At 46.9% G+C, this 18,057-nt stretch carries 18 protein-coding genes and 1 other annotated feature; of the genes, 1 reads left to right on the plus strand and 17 read right to left on the minus strand.

Annotated features, from left to right (window positions below):
• Positions 1-15: 15 nt before the first annotated feature.
• The 4 genes from ACDJ58_RS20330 to lspA all read right to left on the minus strand — a co-directional run bounded on the left by ACDJ58_RS20330 (position 16) and on the right by lspA (position 3,943).
• Positions 16-930 carry a decaprenyl-phosphate phosphoribosyltransferase gene (locus ACDJ58_RS20330; protein WP_413372628.1) on the minus strand — a complete coding sequence of 305 codons (915 nt, stop codon included), beginning with the start codon at positions 928-930 and terminating at the stop codon, positions 16-18.
• A gap of 179 nt (positions 931-1,109) precedes the next feature.
• Positions 1,110-2,363 (minus strand): LL-diaminopimelate aminotransferase, encoded by a 1,254-nt coding sequence (locus ACDJ58_RS20335; protein WP_413372630.1) that lies wholly within the window; start codon positions 2,361-2,363, stop codon positions 1,110-1,112.
• Between the two features lie 109 nt (positions 2,364-2,472).
• Positions 2,473-3,456: an RluA family pseudouridine synthase gene (locus ACDJ58_RS20340; RefSeq protein WP_413372631.1), complete on the minus strand. Its 984-nt coding sequence runs from the start codon at positions 3,454-3,456 to the stop codon at positions 2,473-2,475.
• The gene (gene lspA, locus ACDJ58_RS20345) at positions 3,449-3,943 is read right to left on the minus strand and encodes a signal peptidase II (protein ID WP_024628399.1); all 495 of its coding nucleotides are present in this window, start codon (positions 3,941-3,943) and stop codon (positions 3,449-3,451) included. The genes ACDJ58_RS20340 and lspA overlap by 8 nt, the downstream gene beginning before the upstream one ends.
• Before the next feature lie 220 nt (positions 3,944-4,163).
• Between lspA and ACDJ58_RS20350 the strand changes: the two genes are divergently transcribed.
• Complete coding sequence (locus ACDJ58_RS20350; protein ID WP_413379759.1) at positions 4,164-4,901, plus strand: TraR/DksA C4-type zinc finger protein; 738 nt, start codon at positions 4,164-4,166, stop codon at positions 4,899-4,901.
• Between the two features lie 12 nt (positions 4,902-4,913).
• Here ACDJ58_RS20350 and ACDJ58_RS20355 read toward each other — a convergent pair whose 3' ends face one another.
• From ACDJ58_RS20355 to ftsZ, 13 genes are all read right to left on the minus strand, one after another.
• Positions 4,914-5,267 carry a DUF5665 domain-containing protein gene (locus tag ACDJ58_RS20355; RefSeq protein WP_413372633.1) on the minus strand — a complete coding sequence of 118 codons (354 nt, stop codon included), beginning with the start codon at positions 5,265-5,267 and terminating at the stop codon, positions 4,914-4,916.
• A 229-nt stretch (positions 5,268-5,496) separates the two neighbouring features.
• Positions 5,497-8,595, minus strand: coding sequence for an isoleucine--tRNA ligase (gene ileS, locus ACDJ58_RS20360; RefSeq protein ID WP_413372634.1), 3,099 nt, complete (start codon positions 8,593-8,595; stop codon positions 5,497-5,499).
• Positions 8,596-9,084: 489 nt separating this feature from the next.
• Positions 9,085-9,375 (minus strand) — a binding site (T-box leader).
• Between the two features lie 58 nt (positions 9,376-9,433).
• Positions 9,434-9,943, minus strand: a complete 510-nt coding sequence (locus ACDJ58_RS20365) for a DivIVA domain-containing protein (RefSeq protein ID WP_063566974.1) — start codon at positions 9,941-9,943, stop codon at positions 9,434-9,436.
• A 242-nt stretch (positions 9,944-10,185) separates the two neighbouring features.
• Positions 10,186-10,968 (minus strand): RNA-binding protein, encoded by a 783-nt coding sequence (locus ACDJ58_RS20370; RefSeq protein ID WP_413372635.1) that lies wholly within the window; start codon positions 10,966-10,968, stop codon positions 10,186-10,188.
• 16 nt (positions 10,969-10,984) lie between these two features.
• A complete protein-coding gene (locus ACDJ58_RS20375; protein WP_301290087.1) occupies positions 10,985-11,254 on the minus strand; it encodes a YggT family protein in 270 nt (89 codons plus the stop codon).
• A gap of 7 nt (positions 11,255-11,261) precedes the next feature.
• The gene (locus tag ACDJ58_RS20380; protein ID WP_063566976.1) at positions 11,262-11,729 is read right to left on the minus strand and encodes a cell division protein SepF; all 468 of its coding nucleotides are present in this window, start codon (positions 11,727-11,729) and stop codon (positions 11,262-11,264) included.
• Entirely contained in the window at positions 11,720-12,421 is a 702-nt protein-coding gene (locus ACDJ58_RS20385) for a YggS family pyridoxal phosphate-dependent enzyme (protein ID WP_072734481.1), read from the minus strand. Before ACDJ58_RS20385 ends, ACDJ58_RS20380 begins: the two co-directional genes overlap by 10 nt.
• Positions 12,422-12,427: 6 nt before the next feature.
• Positions 12,428-13,321: a peptidoglycan editing factor PgeF gene (gene pgeF, locus ACDJ58_RS20390; protein WP_413372636.1), complete on the minus strand. Its 894-nt coding sequence runs from the start codon at positions 13,319-13,321 to the stop codon at positions 12,428-12,430.
• A 51-nt stretch (positions 13,322-13,372) separates the two neighbouring features.
• Positions 13,373-13,762, minus strand: a complete 390-nt coding sequence (locus ACDJ58_RS20395) for a YlmC/YmxH family sporulation protein (protein ID WP_413372637.1) — start codon at positions 13,760-13,762, stop codon at positions 13,373-13,375.
• Between the two features lie 199 nt (positions 13,763-13,961).
• A complete protein-coding gene (gene sigG, locus ACDJ58_RS20400) occupies positions 13,962-14,744 on the minus strand; it encodes an RNA polymerase sporulation sigma factor SigG (RefSeq protein WP_024628410.1) in 783 nt (260 codons plus the stop codon).
• A 111-nt stretch (positions 14,745-14,855) separates the two neighbouring features.
• The gene (gene sigE / locus ACDJ58_RS20405; RefSeq protein WP_017687308.1) at positions 14,856-15,578 is read right to left on the minus strand and encodes an RNA polymerase sporulation sigma factor SigE; all 723 of its coding nucleotides are present in this window, start codon (positions 15,576-15,578) and stop codon (positions 14,856-14,858) included.
• A gap of 11 nt (positions 15,579-15,589) precedes the next feature.
• A complete protein-coding gene (gene spoIIGA / locus ACDJ58_RS20410; RefSeq protein WP_413379761.1) occupies positions 15,590-16,570 on the minus strand; it encodes a sigma-E processing peptidase SpoIIGA in 981 nt (326 codons plus the stop codon).
• A gap of 254 nt (positions 16,571-16,824) precedes the next feature.
• Positions 16,825-17,937: a cell division protein FtsZ gene (gene ftsZ / locus ACDJ58_RS20415; RefSeq protein WP_064636455.1), complete on the minus strand. Its 1,113-nt coding sequence runs from the start codon at positions 17,935-17,937 to the stop codon at positions 16,825-16,827.
• Positions 17,938-18,057 lie beyond the last annotated feature (120 nt).

The raw sequence follows: 18,057 nt of genomic DNA on the forward strand, positions 1-18,057 counted from the left end.
TCCAGACTCTAACTTTTATTCAAAAATAGCAAAAATCGAAATAACACTTATGACATACAAAATGACCGTAATCAAGATGGGCTTGTCCTCAAACAGAACTCGATCAGGCGAACCACCTTGGTTCTTCATATGAATCAGATACAAATAACGGAACATGCCGTATATGACCAAAGGAATTGTCCACATTAAATGAATGGTGCGATCGGATGTGAATGTGAAGAGCGAATAGCTGATAATGGTCGCCGTTGTGACAATGGTATTGAACTGATCCAATAACGTAATTGAATAGTTATCCAATACTTTACGATGCGAACCGGTATTTCCCTCAAGCAGGGTAAGTTCATTCCTCCGTTTGCCGATAGCCAGGAACAGGGACAGCAGCATCGTACAAATGAGAAACCACGGCGTAAATGGTACATGGATCAGCACACCGCCCGCAATCGCACGAAGCACAAATCCAGCCGCAATGGTCATCATATCCAAAATAACGAGATGTTTCAGTACAAATGAGTACGACACATTCAAAAGGAAATAAACAATACATAACACTCCGAATAACGGGTTCATCACGAAGGCTGTCCCGACGGAAAGAATCAATAACAGAATTCCGAACAGCAAGGCGTGAGCCGGGTTGACCTGTCCAGAAGCAAGGGGACGGAACATCTTCATCGGATGCTGACGATCTCTGTCTCGATCTACATAATCGTTTAAAATATAAACGCAGCCTGCAACCAGGCTAAATAAAATAAAACCTAGCAAAGTCGATATAATGGTCTCAGTCCGAATTTCCTCAAATGAAAAAAGCAGCGCGGCAAACAACAGCAAATTTTTGGTCCATTGTTTTGGTCTCAATAATTTAAGCAATCCTGAAATGGTATTACCTGTCCCTGCAGCAGGTGTAGACACGGTACTGGTACGTGATGATAACAATTTCCATAACTCCCTTCAAAAGCAACTTCTGACTTATATAAATAACGTAAAGATCTAATCATATGTTGCTTGTATAATTTTGTAAAGGGATTACAGGAAGAATTTATATTTTTTCGCATAAAAAAGAGACCGTTTCCGGTCTCTTTTTTCTCTACATCATTATGATTATGTGAACTCAATTAAAATTCGAATTGCACGTCGCTCAGGCGGCGTTTAATTTCAGCGATAACACGTTTCTCTTCCTCTTCCCCTTTAGCTTCAAAGGTAACGGAGAAACGAACAAAGTTACCGGCATCATCCCAAGGCACCGAAGAGATCAGTTTCTCACGGATCAGGAACTGGGAGAAGTCTTCACCTGATTCAAAGCGGCGGCCTCCAGCAATACCTTTTGGAGCTTCAACATAAAGGAAGAAGGAGCCTTTAGGTTTCTCAGCCTGGAAGCCCAGCTCGTTCAGTGCAGCTACCAGCAGGTCGTGACGACGGGAATATTTCTCAGCGATTTTTTCCGTGATTTCCGGGTGGTTCAATCCATAAGCAGCAGCCTTTTGGATCGCGATGAACTGACCGGAGTCATTGTTGTCTTTCACGTCGCTGAATGCTTTGACAACAAGCGGGTTACCTGCAACAAAACCAATTCTCCAGCCTGTCATGTTGTAGGACTTGGACAGGGAGTGCAATTCCACACCCACATCCTTCGCACCTGGTACAGACAGGAAGCTGAACGGTTTTTTGCCGTCATATGTCAGTGCTGCGTATGGAGCATCATGTACAACGACCACGCTGTATTTCTTCGCCCATTCAACCACTTCCGTAAAGAACTCTACGGTAGCACTAGCGCCCGTCGGGTTATTCGGATAGTTCAGATAGAGCAACTTCGCACGTTTCGCAATCTCTTCTGGAATAGCCGACAGATCTGGCAGGAAGTTGTTCTCCTTGGTCAACTGGATGTTGAACACTTCACCACCCAGGTATTTGGTGTGTGTACCCATAACCGGATACCCTGGCACCGTCATAATTGTTACATCACCTGGATTGATGAAGCAAGAAGGCATCATCGCCAAAGCTGGCTTGGAGCCGATGGAATGAACGATTTCAGTTGATGCATCGATACCTTCAACATTAAATACATTTTTCAGGTAAGCAGCTGCCGCTTCCTTGAATTCAGGAATACCGTTATCCGCGTATCCACGGTTTTCGGGTTTGGAGGCTTGCTCCGCCAATGCAGCTACGATGCCTGCATCTGCCATCTCGTCTGGTTCACCTACGCCGAGGTCAATCAATTCTACATTGGGAAAATCTTTTTTAGCCGAAGCTTTGGCACGTTTGATTTTCTCGAATTTATAGATGTTGGTGTCTTTACCATAGTTGGAGCCGCCAATACGGTCGGCAAAATTAGTCTGAATGTACGTTTCCTGATATTTATCGATACTCATGATTTTGTTCATCTCCTCATTTGACGCAAATTTCTACACTTTAATATGAAGCATTTGCGCGTTCAAAACCATGGACAAATTATCCGAACATTTGTACTTTCTCGAGCTGTCAGCGGCTACGCAGTGAGGCTAGAACATCTTCCATATCTTGCGGAAGCGGAGCTGTAAATTCAAGGTATTCTCCGGTCGTTGGATGTACAAAACCGAGAATTGCCGCATGAAGGGCTTGTCCCTGCATTTTGATCCCTTTGTTACGACCATACGTCGGATCTCCAACAAGCGGATGACCAATGAACTTCATGTGAACACGAATCTGGTGGGTACGTCCTGTCTCCAGTTTCAGTTCCAACAACGTGTAGTCATTGATACGCTCGGTGACGGTAAAATGCGTGACCGCATGTTTACTGTTACGCTCTGTAACGGTGTACATTTTGCGATCATTGGTATCTCGACCAATCGGTGCATCAATCGTACCCTGATCATGGCTAAGATGCCCATGAACGAGTGCAATATATCGTCTATTCACACTATGCTCTTTGAGCTGAGCGGCCAGCGAGGCGTGAGCACGATCATTTTTGGCAGCCATAATTAGACCTGATGTGTCCTTATCGATCCGATGCACAATACCGGGACGCAGCTCGCCGTTAATGCCTGAGAGATCTTTACAGTGATACATCAGTGCATTAACAAGTGTTCCTGACGTATGTCCTGGTGCTGGATGTACAACAAGGCCACGCTGTTTGTTGATAACAATCAAATCACTATCTTCATACACCACTTCAAGTGGAATATCTTCAGCAATAATCTCTACAGTCGTCGGTTCAGGGATCAGAAGCTCTACCAGATCGCCTTCAGATAATTTGGCGTTAGCTTTGACTTTAGCCCCGTTCACTGTTACGAATCCGTCTCCGATCCACAATTGAACTTGGGAGCGCGATACGTTATCCATGGATTCTGTAATATATTTGTCAATTCGTTCTTTATTATGTTCAGCGGCAACCGTCCATTCCATACGATCATTGCCATTCAAGAGTTCATCGTCATGCGTTGACGTGTCTCCGTTAGTCTGTTCTTCATTTTGCGATTTACTCATGATGTTCATTCCCTTCGACCTTTGCGGCTGCTTTCTCGCGCCGTCCTTCAAGCAACGTTTCCACAATAATCAATACCACACCGATACAGATCGCTGAGTCGGCTATGTTGAAAATGGGAAACGTATAGCTACCAAAATTAAGCTGGATAAAATCGACAACTTCTCCGGTCAAAGCCCGATCCAGGAAGTTACCAATAGCTCCCCCAAGCACCAAACTAAGCGCCACAGGCAGCAATTTGTGCGGAGTATCTTTTACCTTTTGCAAATACCAAACCAAAGCCACCACGACAACTAGTGTAACCACAATAAAGAACCAGCGTTGATCCTGTAGAATACCAAAAGCTGCACCTGAGTTACGATGTGATGTGATGACAAAGAAATTGCCAATCACCGGAATTTCATCTCTAAGTTCCATCCGGGTTGCAATTAGGAACTTCGTTCCCTGATCGACTAAAAATACGATAAAAGCGAGGATATAATACACCACGTTTGTTTGTCACTCCGTTCTTGTCTTTTCCAAACGATACCAGGCTTTACGCCAGACTTGTTCATTGTAGCACAGCTGTTTGGAAATCGTCCACGACGCGGTTAGCCGCAGCCTGGATGGCAAAAACGATAACATTTCCCTTCTGTAATTCAGCACCAAATGGTACATCCTACAACAGAGTTAAAATCCGGAGTTCATACGGAACAGAAAGGGGAAAATGATGTCACATTTCACTGCCAAACAACTGCAATCGTTACGTTCCCAACTGATAACCGAAAAGAGCGATATTGAACATAGACTGGAGCAGAACGAACATTATGGTCTTGGTGACTCCATGAAGCTGCAGACAGGTGAATTATCACCGATTGACAACCATCCGGGTGATGTAGCTACCGAGATGTATGAGCGCGAAAAGGATATTTCCCTACTGGAGCATGATGAATTTCAACTGGAGCGCATCGATTCTGCTCTGCATTCCATCGAAGAAGGGCATTATGGAACTTGCGCCGTGTGTCAGCAACCTATCCCATATGAACGCATGCAAGCTGTTCCTTACACCAAATACTGCAAAAAGCATCAACCGGAAACCGTTGTCTCCGAAAATCGCCCTGTCGAGGAAGAGTTCCTCGCTCCTGCCTTTGGCCGCACAAGCCTGGATGAACGTGATGACCAGAACGGCTTCGACGGCGAAGATGCATGGCAGATTGTTGAAAGTTGGGGCACCTCCAACACGCCGGCCATGGCTGAGGGACGCGACATCGACAGTTATGACGTTATGGCGATTGAAGCCACTGACGAAGTGGAGGGCTGCGTTGAGGCATATGAGAGCTTTGTCGCAACCGATATCTACGGTCATGACGTGTCCATCGTACGCAATCGGCAATATCGACAGTATCTGGAGAACCGTGAAGGTGATGGTTTGTTAGAACCGGATATCGAGTCAGACGACTCGTATTAAACCTACAATTACCTAATAAGTGTTCAATTCCAGCTGTCGCTGCACAATCCGTACAATATCTGCGATGTAATCACCCACGATGGGGAGATTAAGCGCGCCTAGCACTTGTAACACGTAAATGATGGTTGCTGCAAAAAAAGTAAAACCGATGGCGATCCCCACGCCCCTTGCGGCGCCAGACAACAAATTAAGTCCGATCAGCTTCCACGGTCGGTTCAGCAATTCCGTATACTGTGCGATTCGTGAACGTTCGAGTTCATTCGCGAGCCGGTTAGTGAGCTTGTGAAGTTCTTCAATCTTGTCCTCCGCATTCTTGGAATGCGTGGTTTCTGAATTAGACGGCGATTGGGTATCCTGTTCGTTCATAATTTACTCAGTTCCTTTGATGTATATAGAATGTCTGCACAATAGAAATCATTGCCCATTTGCTGAAAAACCAAACGAGCCAGGACACAGGATTGTTCTCCTGCATCTGAGGCTCGTTGGCATGTCTGTCTCTATATACTGTCCTATTTGAAATAGAGTTACTCTGTCCACGTTAAAGTCTGACAAAGCTATCCTTTCTTCAGAACCGCCTTACGTGAAAACTACTGTTTTACCCCTCGATATATACACCGAAGGTTTTACCTCCGGCTTCAATGCGTTGCATCGACTCGTTCGTTCCGAAGGTAACTTCGGTTACGAGGACATTCTCACGCAGCACATGATCAAAGGCCTGGATCGCTTCTTGAAGAGCAGAGTCCACATCCAGCGTCAAACGTACTCTTTTCTCAATCGGCAGATCCAGCTTCTTCCGTGTGTCTTGAACTGCACGAATGACTTCACGAACCCAGCCTTCCTGTTCGAGTTCTGCTGTAATCTCCGTATTGAGAGCTACCGTCAAACCATAGCCGGATGCCGAGGCAAAACCGGACTTGGCTTGTTTCTCCACCAGCAGTTCTTCACCCGTCACTTGCAGCTCTTCGCCTTCCGGAGAAACGACGTTCAGAACATCTTCTGTCACCACTTTACGCGTCTCATCTGCTGACATTCCCTTGAAGAAATTCTGCAGGAAGCCTACGTTTTTACCGTATTTTTTACCCGCCACTTTCAGGTTTAGCTTCAAAGTGAAATCAACGAAATCCGCATCATCATGCTCGGTACGAATAGTTTTGACATTGATCTCATCCTTGATGATCTCTTCATAACTTGCCAGATCGAAGCCTTTATCCAGGGAAACGATCAGTTCAGACAACGGTTGACGTGTCTTGATACCTGTTTCGTTACGGACGTTACGGGCAAGTTCAACGATTCGGCGTGCTGTCTCCATATCCTGCTCCAGATCCAAGTCAATCAACGTTTCATTAGCAACCGGATAATCATCCATGTGCACACTCTCACCGGTAGTCAGGTTCAGATAGATATCTTCTGCAAGCATCGGTGTGAATGGAGCTACCAGCTTGGCTGTAGTCACCAGCACTTCGGTAAGTGTACGGTAAGCGTCCAGTTTATCTTCTGTCAATCCGCTACCCCAGAAACGGTCACGGGAACGACGGATGTACCAGTTACTGAGTTCATCTACAAACGCTTCAATGGCTTTGGAAGAGTTCAGATAGTCGTTAACAGCCAGCGCTTTTTCTACAACGAGAATCAGGCTGTTCAGTCTTGACAAAATCCAGCGGTCCAGGTTGTGTGAAGACAACTTGAACGGATGCTCCTGTGGATCAAATCCATCAATCGTAGCATACAGCGTCAGGAATGCATGGGTGTTGACCAGCGTATCCACCATTTTGGATTTCGCTTCGCCCACAATGCCTTTGGAGAAACGTTTGCTGTTCCACGGTGCGCTGTCAGACAGCAAAGCCCAGCGGAATGCATCTGTACCGTATTCTTCGATAACTTCCCAAGGATCGATAACGTTACCTTTCGATTTGGACATCTTTTGTCCGTTCTCATCGAGCACGTGGCCTGTTGCCATAACCGCTTTATAAGGCGCTTTGCCTGTCAAAAGTGTAGATACGGCCAGCAAGCTGTAGAACCAGCCGCGTGTTTGGTCAATTCCTTCACAGATCATGTCTGCCGGATATTGCTGTTCGAAGATTTCTTTATTTTCAAATGGATAGTGCTGCTGAGCAAACGGCATGGAGCCGCTGTCGAACCAGACATCGATCACTTCCGGTGTACGTTTCATTTCATATTTGCCACAAGAGCTCATGACTTTGACGTCATCTACATACGGCTTATGCAGCTCCAGATTCTCAGGCACGTCCCCAATGGCACGAGCACGCAGTTCAGCGATGCTATGCGGTGCGAATTGTTCACCCGTCTCTTCACATACCCAGATGTTCAGTGGCGTTCCCCAATAACGGTCACGGCTGATATTCCAGTCTACTAGATCTTCAAGGAACTTCCCGAATCGCCCGTCACGAACGTGGCCCGGGTACCAGTCCACTTCACTGTTGTTGGCGATCAACTGATCCTTGATTGCAGTTGTTTGGATAAACCAGCTGTCCATCGCATAGTACAGAAGTGGTGTATCACAACGCCAGCAGAACGGATAGCTGTGCTCATATTTTTCTTTGCTGAACAAACGTCCTTTTTCCGACAGGTATCTTACGATATCAATATCGCAATCCTTGACAAAACGTCCGGCAAAATCAGTTACCTGTGGCACAAACTTGCCTTCCAGGTCCACCATGTTCACAAAACTGATGCCATTCTCACGACATACACGATAGTCATCTTCACCATGTGCAGGTGCCATGTGTACAATCCCTGTACCACTTGCATCGGTTACAAAACCTGCGCCCAGGATGATGTTTGCTTTCTCAGCCTGTACGTAGTTGAACGGAGGATCATATGTTTTGCCAACCAGGTCAGAACCTTTCAGGGCACCGATGATTTCATACTCACCTTTGGCATCCTTCATGACTTTCTCAACGAGATTGGTCGCCATGATGTACACTTCGTTGTCCTGACGAACACGGGAGTAGTCCATATCAGGGTTCACGGCAAGCGCAACGTGTGAAGGCAATGTCCAAGGGGTCGTTGTCCAGGCAAGCACGAATTCGCCGCTGTCCTCCAGCTTGAATTTGGCTGTAGCACTGAGGTCTTTCACGTCTTTATACCCTTGCGCTACCTCATGGGAGCTAAGTGTAGTCTGGCAAGACGGACAGTAAGGACTCACACGGTGACCACGGTACAGCAGGCCTTTTTCATGAATCGTCGCCAGAATGTTCCACACACTTTCGATGTAATTGTTGTCGAGTGTGATATATGGATTATTCATGTCTGTCCAGTAACCGATACCTTCGGTCAGATCGCGCCATTGTTGTTCGTATTCGAACACGCTAGCTTTACATTCGTTAATGAATTTTTCCACGCCATAATCTTCAATTTCCCACTTGTGAGAGATACCCAGCTTTTTCTGAACACCCAGTTCTACAGGCAGACCATGTGTATCCCAGCCTGCTTTACGAACGACGCGGTAACCCTTCATCGTGTTATAACGTCCCACGAAATCCTTGATTACTCGGCCCAGTACGTGACCGATATGTGGTTTACCATTGGCTGTAGGCGGTCCCTCATAAAATACGAAGTTCGGCTTGCCTTCCCGGTTTTCGATGGATCTTTTGAATGTATTCTCTGTTTTCCATTTGTTTAACACACGTAGTTCTCTGGCACGTGCTTTCTCTTTGACGTCAACTCGTTGCATGATAATCTTCCTTTCAAGTATGGATTGTGGACCGTCCACAAAAAGCGTTTCAATCCCCCTAAATCCCCCTTACCAAGGGGGACCCCATAGGCGCTCCGCCCTCTGGACACCCGGAATGGGTTGTCTTTGGCGGGAACTGCGGCGGCGTTGGCGAGGGTGTGTATGTTGGAGTCGGCCCTCTTGCGGCTGTCCCCTTCGGGAACGCCGCAGGGAGTTGCCGGACGCTTCGCTCCTCCGGCGGTTGGCTCTCTCCTTGAGGTCCCTTCGGGCCTCATGTACGTTCGCCTTAGCGAACCCCAGTGCCGGACGCTTCGCTCCTCCGGCGCTGGCTCTCTTCTTGAGGTCCCTTCGGGCCTCATGCACGTTCGCCTTGGTGGAACCCCGCTGCCGGACGCTTCGCTCCCCCGGCGATTGGCTCTCTCCTTGAGGTCCCTTCGGGCCTCATGCACGTTCGCTACTTTTTTTGGACACAAAAAAACCTCATCCCTGGAAAGGGACGAGGTTATGCTCGCGTTACCACCCTAATTCTGTTCATCACAAACCACATCCAATATAATTGGGTATGCTCTGTCATCAACAGCGCTTATGCCCCGCTTAACTACAGCAGGGTGCCGATATAACGTTCGGCTCACGGTTTCGCTTACACACGGCCAATCCTTCACCGCTTCAGCGTCACTTCTCCGGGGAGATATTCGGCTATAACTCATCCATTGGCTTGCACCAAACGCCAACTCTCTGAGGGATGAGATCATAACGTACTGAACCCGTCATGGAATCACTATTCATTATGAATATAGTTATAGCCTCTTTACAGGCAAAAGTCAACCAGGCGGATAGACTAATAAATTTCCTTCATTTCCCGCTCACGGTCACGGACTTCCTGCTCCCGGCTCTCCAGCGCTTCCCAACCATCCTGAGTCAACAGTTCAAGCTGTGCTTCCACAAGTGTACGGAAACGGGCACGATAGATAGACGCCTGCTTTTTCAGCTCTTCGACTTCCAAAGCAATTTTGCGTGATTTAGACAAAGATTCGTTTACGATCCGGTCCGCATTTTTCTCGGCTTCCTTCACGATCAACTGTGCTTCTTTTTTCGCATTGTTCTTCACATCATCCGCAGCTTCCTGAGCAATGATGATCGTTTTACTCAGCGTCTCTTCAATCGTTGCAAAATGATCAAGCTTCTCCTGAACGGACAGCAACTGATTGCTCAGCTCTTTGTTTTCGCGAATGACGCCTTCGTAATCTTTGATGACTTGATCCAGGAATTCATTGACCTCATCCTCGTCATACCCGCGCAAGCGTCGGGAAAATTCCTTGTTGTGTATGTCCAGCGGCGTTAATGGCATGCTGTCCACCTCCTGTAAAAGTTCCTTCCCGGACTGAGAAGGTTTGCAGCATATGGGTTCCACCCAAGGGGCCGTATATGTGATGCCCAATCCTGGCACGAATACGGAATGCAGGATCAGACTCTGATCCTTTGGAGGGTCATATCAACCTTTGCACTTTAATGTATATCGGAAACACCGAATGTTTTTTGCACCTTTACCTTAAACATTTCGACAAGAAAGCGGGTTTTCCTGCAACACACTTAGGCAAATTTGCCGATTTTTACGCGGCAGCGTCCCTTTTTGGTCATACCATCCTGTTCCATCACCTTGAATCGACCAAATCCTTGAATGGATACCACATCTCCCGCCTTCAGCGTTTTGGACGGATCTTCCTCCACTTTCCAATTCACACGACAGCGGCCAGCCTTGATCGGAACCAGAACTTTACTGCGACTAAGCCGATACACATCTGCACAGATGCCATCCAAACGCAGGGAAGCCACGGTAATGTCCATCGTCTCCAGTTTGCTCTCGGACCATTTCAGTTGATCCAGTGCCAACAACTCCGTAAACACATGTACCCGGTGCACCTGATTCAGTTGAAGCGATAAAAAAGCGCCGGTTTCCGACGCCACCACAGTATGGCACCCGTCCTCCAGCACTTGAATATCACCGATCTTGCCACGTTTCATGCCAAGCCCGAGCAGGGCACCCATATAGTCCCCATGCTCCAGCTCTTTGATTTTCTGATCGTCAGACGTAATGCTCATGACCTGCATACTCATATCTTCATCGTCCAGATACCGATAATCCGGTGCAATCAGCGCACGCTTACGTTCAGCTGTTTCATAACCACCATCCAGACGAATCTGTACATCATCTCGACGGTTCACAAGCGTTTGTAAAATAAAGGCCTGTCTGGGATCAAGAAAGTCAGTTAGCTTCAAGTCATGATACTTACCTGCGCGTTCAACCCAGTCTGAGGCTTTATCCACAAAATCCCGCTCGTCATGACTAAAATGCTCGTAAATTTCACCGCTCATCTATGTTCACCCTACCTTAATATACAAAGTATCGGAGGATGGAGATCAGCCCATTAAGCGCGAGTTGAAGAACGATCAACGCCACAATCGGTGAAATATCCAACACACCGAACAAAGGCGGAATAAATCGGCGGAAAGGTCTTAAATATGGTTCCACAAACTTACCTAGCCATTCACCGATGAAGCTCTCCCGTGCGTTGGGAAGCCATGACATCAATATGTAGACAATGACCATGTAAAAGTAAATCTGGTATAACGTGTACAACACGCTTTCAATCTGATACAAAAGTGGCTCACCTCATTCTGTTATAATCTTGCTCGCTGTCAGCCAGTATTTCCGTAATTGAACCCTGAATTTCAACCGTATCTGGCGTACAGAGAAAAATGTTGCCGCCAATTTTTGAAATACCGCCGCCCAGTGCATACACTGTGCCACTCAAGAAATCAATGACGCGCAGTGCCTGATCCTGACGCACCCGCTGCAGGTTAACTACAACTGTACGATGGGAGCGCAGATGGTCAGCAATCTCCTGTGCTTCGTCATAAGAACGCGGTTCATAAAGGACGACTTTAACATTTTTCTGGGAATGAATGCTCACCACATTATTACCCCTTTGGTTTCTACGTTTATCGAGACTTGAGGTTTCAGCTTCCTGTTGATCAGGATCATGTTCCTCTTGTGCCGCCATACGTTCACGTTCCACAATCTCTTCCTCTTCCTGAAGCCCGAGGAAATTCATAAACTTATTCATTACGCCCATTGCGAACCCTCCTCTTTTCCTACGAGAATCGATCCAAGCCGAACCCAGGTTGCCCCTTCTTCAATCGCCACTTCAAAATCATTGGACATGCCCATCGACAACTCGGTCAATGGCTCCGCTGTCAAAGCTTGTCCATTCAAATGGTCTCTAAGCTCACGCAGTCCGCGAAATACGGGACGTGTAAGCTCCGGATCTTCCTCATGGGGTGCCATGGTCATCAGGCCGATGACCTTCAGGTTGTTGAACGAACTGATTTCACGCAAAAAGGAACTCGCCTGTTCAGGCTGCAAGCCATACTTGCTTTCTTCACCCGAAATATTCACCTGCAATAGTGTTTCCACCTGGATGCCAAGAGACGCCGCCTTTTTATCCAACTCCTTGGCCAGGGACAAACGATCCAGTGAATGTATGTAACGGAATTTACCGATGACGTCCTTCACCTTATTCGTCTGTAAATGACCGATAAAATGCCAGGTTCCCTGCTGACCGAATGCTTCCCATTTCGCTTGTGCATCCTGCCAGCGGTTTTCGCCAATATGCTCAAGACCGTGGTCCAGCACAGCTCCCGTTGTTTCAAGTGAGACATATTTCGTGACAGCAATCACATTCACATCTTCACGTTGACGGCCACTGCGCTGACACGCGGCTTCGATCTTCTGATTTACCAGTTGTATACGCTCCTCCAATGACACAGAGGGTCACCTCTCTTCCAGCCCAATCCAGCTCGCCATTCTCCCGGTAATGCCATTTTCTTTACGATACGAGAAAAATAGCTCGGGATTGCAGCTTGTACACCAAGTTGTACATTCGATATGATCCGGCAATATTCCTGCTTTCATCATAATGTGTCGATTGCATTCTTTCAAGTTTAACATCGTTTTGCCATTTGCGGCAGGCCGATATACTTGATTAGATGCAGAGTTCTTGTATTCATCATTACCCGAGGAGTGGTCCAGCCAAACCCGTACATGCTGCATAACCGCTTCATCCACTTCATAACAGCAATCCCCAATGGAGGGACCTATTGCAGCATGGATATCCTGTCTGCGGCTTCCGTATTCCTGCTCCATCTTTTCGACCATTGATTCGGCTATACCGGCAACTGTACCTTTCCATCCGGCATGAGCAAGTCCCACCGCTTGTTGTACGGGGTCATAGAAGTAAAGGGGTACACAATCTGCATAAAAGGAAGTCAGCAGCACACCAGGCACATTGGTGACCAAACCATCCGTATCCTGTAATGCAGACTGTCGATCCAGCAAACCTTTACCCCGCTCTTCAGCTGTGATTACAGCAACATGTTTACCATGTACCTGTTCTCCACAAGTCCAGGATTCCAAAGGGAAACCCAGCTTTTCAGCCACAAGTTTGCGATTATTCAGCACGTCAGCCGGATCATCACCCACATGATAGGCACAGTTGAGACTGGCATACGGTGTGCTTCCGACACCACCCTGCCTTGTCGTAAAACCGGCTTTCATATGCTTAAACTGCAATTTCCACGGCTCCACATATAGTAACAACGGGTCAGGACCCCAATTTGAGTTCTGGCTTCCCGACCGTATTTCCTTATCTAAAATAAACGGTTCCATCTTCTCACCTCACAACTTCCAGTGTACCAAATGAACCCCGTTCTGTCTCGGTTATATCGTTCGGCGCTGGTTCCGATCCAACCGTTCAATACGTTCCACCCGGTCCATCGGGCCGTTCTGCTCGTCATACAAGCGGGCTTCACGATCGCGCTCATCGTAGTTATTTTCCTTCATTTCATCCATTTTAACCAAAATCACATCCGAACCGATCTTCACAATGTTTCTCCAAGGGATGATTAGATCCGTTCCCCCGCCGAATAGCCCCATAAAACGACTGTAACCTGGCACAACAATCGCTTCAATTCGTCCCTGCTTCAGATCCAGCTCCAAATCGCTAATCTGACCCAGACGTTTGCCATCTGTAATGTTAATAACATCTTTGGTTTGAAAATCCGAAATTTTCATCCCGCTGCCCACCGGTTCACCTGTATTCACTTTCATTTGGTCCCGCCCCCCGATTAATCCGCTTCTGCCCGTTCTCCGCTTCTATACAATATATGTTTCATACGCGAAAAATGTCCTCTTTTTCGAGGAAAGGCAATGGAACAATTCCAAATCCCTCTGATGTCGAAATCCAAAAAGCAAAAAGACGATCAAAGGAATATTTCATCCCTTTGATCGCCTTCTGGCTTACCCCTTGTTACGACTTCACATGTTTCTGCATTTGTTGTATCGCTGATTTCTCCAGACGGGATACCTGCGCCTGGGAAATGCCAATTTCATCAGCCACTTCCATCTGGGTTTTCCCTTCGAAAAACCGCATCGACAGAATCATTTTCTCCCTTTGACCGAGACGGTGCATCGCTTCACGCAGTGCAATTTCCTCAATCCAGGACACATCCTTGTTTTTGTCATCGCTGATCTGATCCATCACATAGATCGGATCTCCACCATCATGATAGATCGGTTCGAAGAGCGAAACCGGGTCCTGAATGGCATCCAATGCAAAAACCACATCTTCCTTCGGCACATTCAGTACCTCAGAAATTTCGAATATCGTCGGTTCACGGGAATTTTTATTCGTCAGGCTGTCACGCACCTGAAGTGCTTTATAAGCAATGTCCCGCAAGGAGCGAGATACCCGAATTGGGTTATTATCGCGCAGGTATCGACGGATTTCACCGATAATCATCGGCACCGCGTAGGTTGAAAATTTGACATTCTGGGATAAATCAAAATTATCAATGGCTTTCATCAGGCCAATACATCCAACCTGGAACAGATCATCGACAAACTCTCCCCGATTGTTAAAGCGCTGAATGACACTGAGCACAAGACGTAGGTTGCCATTCACTAATTTCTCCCTTGCTGAGCGATCATGGTGTTGCTGAAGGGAATGAAACAATTCCCGCATTTCTGTGTTGGTGAGGACAGGCAATTTTGCGGTGTCCACGCCACAAATCTCGACTTTGTTTCGGGTCATCGTGATTTACCTCCCAAGGAGAAACATTAATGTACATTATCTCCGGGGCAGGCTTTTTTATTCGCACTTGGCATCCTTCCCATTAATACCCATTATGAAAAATGCTCCTGTTCAGACCATCTTGTTGAACTCCTTGCGGAGTCTTTTAATGATTCTTTTTTCGAGACGAGAGATATAGGATTGGGAGATTCCAAGCAGATCGGCGACATCTTTTTGTGTCTTTTCCTCACCATCCGTCAAGCCAAAGCGAAGCTCCATAATCATTCGCTCTCGCTCGGTTAATTTTTCCAATGCTTTATGCAAAAGCTTCCGGTCTACCTGTTCTTCGATATTCCGATAGATTGTATCGTTCTCTGTACCGAGTACATCGGATAATAGTAGTTCATTTCCATCCCAATCAATATTGAGTGGTTCATCAAAAGAAACTTCTGTACGAATTTTACTGTTGCGTCTCAGGTACATCAATATTTCATTTTCGATACAACGGGAAGCATAGGTTGCCAGCTTAATTTTCTTTTCCGGGTCAAACGTATTAACGGCTTTAATCAAACCGATTGCACCGATGGAGACCAGGTCCTCGATATTGATACCTGTATTTTCGAATTTACGTGCGATGTATACCACCAGTCGCAGGTTCCGTTCAATCAGCATGGCACGGATCGCCGAATCCCCTGAAGACAACTTTTGCAACAAAAATTCTTCTTCTTCACGTGTTAATGGGGGCGGTAGCGCCTCACTGCCTCCGATATAATAAATCTCTTCACTTTTCAAACCAAGCAGAAATAATAAACGATAGTACTGTAGCTGCGCCACCAGTTTCCATTTTACAAGCATGTACGTTCCTCCTATACCACATTCAGCGGCTTTTCTGTTGCTCCCGCAGAGATAGCCGTAGACTGCGCAGAAGCAGCGTCTTGCACAAGCTCAGGGTGAATCACGGCCTGGTATTTTCCATCGGATGACAGTACGCCCCCGTCCAACCCTATTAATACCTTTGTCGTCTCATAACACATCTCATCCATCGTTACCTTCACCCGGTCTGGCTTCATCGCAAGCATAAACGCAGTTCCTTTGTTAATGCCTCGATAGGGTACAAGCCTTAAACGATCCTGCCAGTGGAAATCCACCTGATCGAGCTCCATGATAAGGTTGTCCGGCGCCTCATCCTTCAACCTGCCCTTCCATGCAGCAGGCAGCATGTCTTGCCATAACGACACCTCCATTACCATGACGGGCATACGTGAAAGGGGGTCTGTGAGTTGATTTCCTGTATCCAGAAGGCCTGTACAAGAAATAGTCACATCATCAATAAAAACCTCCACTTTACCCAAGTACGTTGTCATTCGGTCTGTTTTTCGTTTTGAGCTCTGCACGGCTTTGAATAGAAAAAGCACGGCAAAAAAGACGACAAACGTGAACCAGAAGGCAATTTTCAAATCAAAAGACATTCCACCTGATGCCGTAAACCAAATGCCGTTGAACAATTCCCCAGAGCTTTGCAGCATGTAGTGCACACCCAGAATTCCCCCTGCGGCGACAAAATTGATTACATAGAAGGTACCCAAGGTCCTCATAAATGCCTGAAGACCCTTAAACCCAAATGCAATACTCAGCATCACCAGAGACAATCCAAACTTGATCAAAAAGGTGAACATAAAATCAAACTCCGGTACAAACATCATGACCACGTACAGCGCACCCACGATCGCGGACAGCAACCATCTCCACCAGACCAGCTTCGTTTTGCGCATCCAGGCCGTCAGTCCGATGAGTGCACCGTCAATACACAGGTTCGTCAAAAAAATAAGATCCACATATACAACCACATTCTTCACCTGCCTGCGCGCAACATATCGAAATAACGTTATCCCGATATTCATGAGCATATTCACAAGTATAAGGAGCTCACTTTTCAAAGTCTGTCTAATCATGGGGGGATCGTTCCAACTTTTTTTGTCGGAATTGCTCAGACCCGTTGTTCAGAATTTGTTCAATACGATGTGATAGGATAATAAAAAAACAAAAAGACCCGGTTACTCCCATCAGGAGTACCGGGTCTTCATTGAAATCTATTGGAGTATTAATCGTTGTTATTATTGCGTGAACGATTGCGCAAAAATGTCGGAATATCCAGCTGATCATTGCTCGGCTGATTTCCGAACGGACGCAGGTTCGGAGAACGGTTATCCGCAGGCTCACTTGCTGGAGCAGGTTTACGTCCTGGTGGGGGTGGAGCAGGTTTATCTTCAAAGCCGGTTGCAATGACCGTCACTTTGATCTCCTCCTTCAAATCCTCATCAATGATGGCACCAAAGATCATGTTCACTTCCGGATCGGAAGCGGATGTAACGATCTCCGCTGCTTCATTGACTTCATACAGGGACAGGTTAATGCCACCCGTAATGTTCATGATAACCCCACGTGCACCTTCGATGGATGTTTCAAGCAAAGGACTCATGATGGCTTTGCGTGCCGCTTCTGCTGCACGGTTCTCGCCAGTCGATTCACCGATACCCATCAGCGCAGATCCACGCTCGTGCATAATCGTTTTGACGTCTGCAAAGTCAAGGTTGATCAGACCCGGTACTGCAATCAGATCGGAGATACCTTGTACCGCTTGACGAAGCACGTTATCCGCTTGGCGGAATGCTTCCAGCATCGGTGTCTTTTTGTCAACAATCTCAAGCAAACGGTCATTCGGGATCACAATCAGTGTATCCACTTTTTCCTTGAGTGCTTCGATCCCTTGTTCTGCATGGCTGGAACGCTTGCGCCCTTCAAACGTGAACGGGCGTGTTACAACACCCACGGTAAGTGCGCCGCACTCTTTGGCGATTTCGGCAATAACCGGAGCCGCACCTGTACCTGTACCGCCGCCCATACCCGCTGTAACAAATACCATGTCTGCACCTTTCAAGGTGTTCATGATCAAATCGCGGGATTCTTCCGCTGCTTTTTTACCTACATCCGGGTTGGCGCCAGCGCCAAGACCACGGGTTAATTTATCACCGATTTGCAATTTATGCTCGGATTTCGCGAGGTGCAACGCCTGAGCGTCCGTATTTACCGTAATAAATTCTACACCTTGTACACCGTTTTCGATCATACGGTTGACTGCATTGCTTCCGCCGCCGCCTACACCGATGACTTTAATTTGAGCCAAGCTCTCCATCTCGAAATCAAATTCCAACATATTATTCCATCTCCCCCTCAATGTGCATGGATGGCCCGTCCAATTTTTGATTGAACCGAATCAATTTCATATATCGACGAACGAAAGCGTTTATTTTAGAACCAGCGCATTCAAACGGCT

Source organism: Paenibacillus taichungensis, assembly GCF_047302525.1.
GTDB classification, from domain to species: Bacteria; Bacillota; Bacilli; order Paenibacillales; family Paenibacillaceae; genus Paenibacillus; species Paenibacillus taichungensis_B.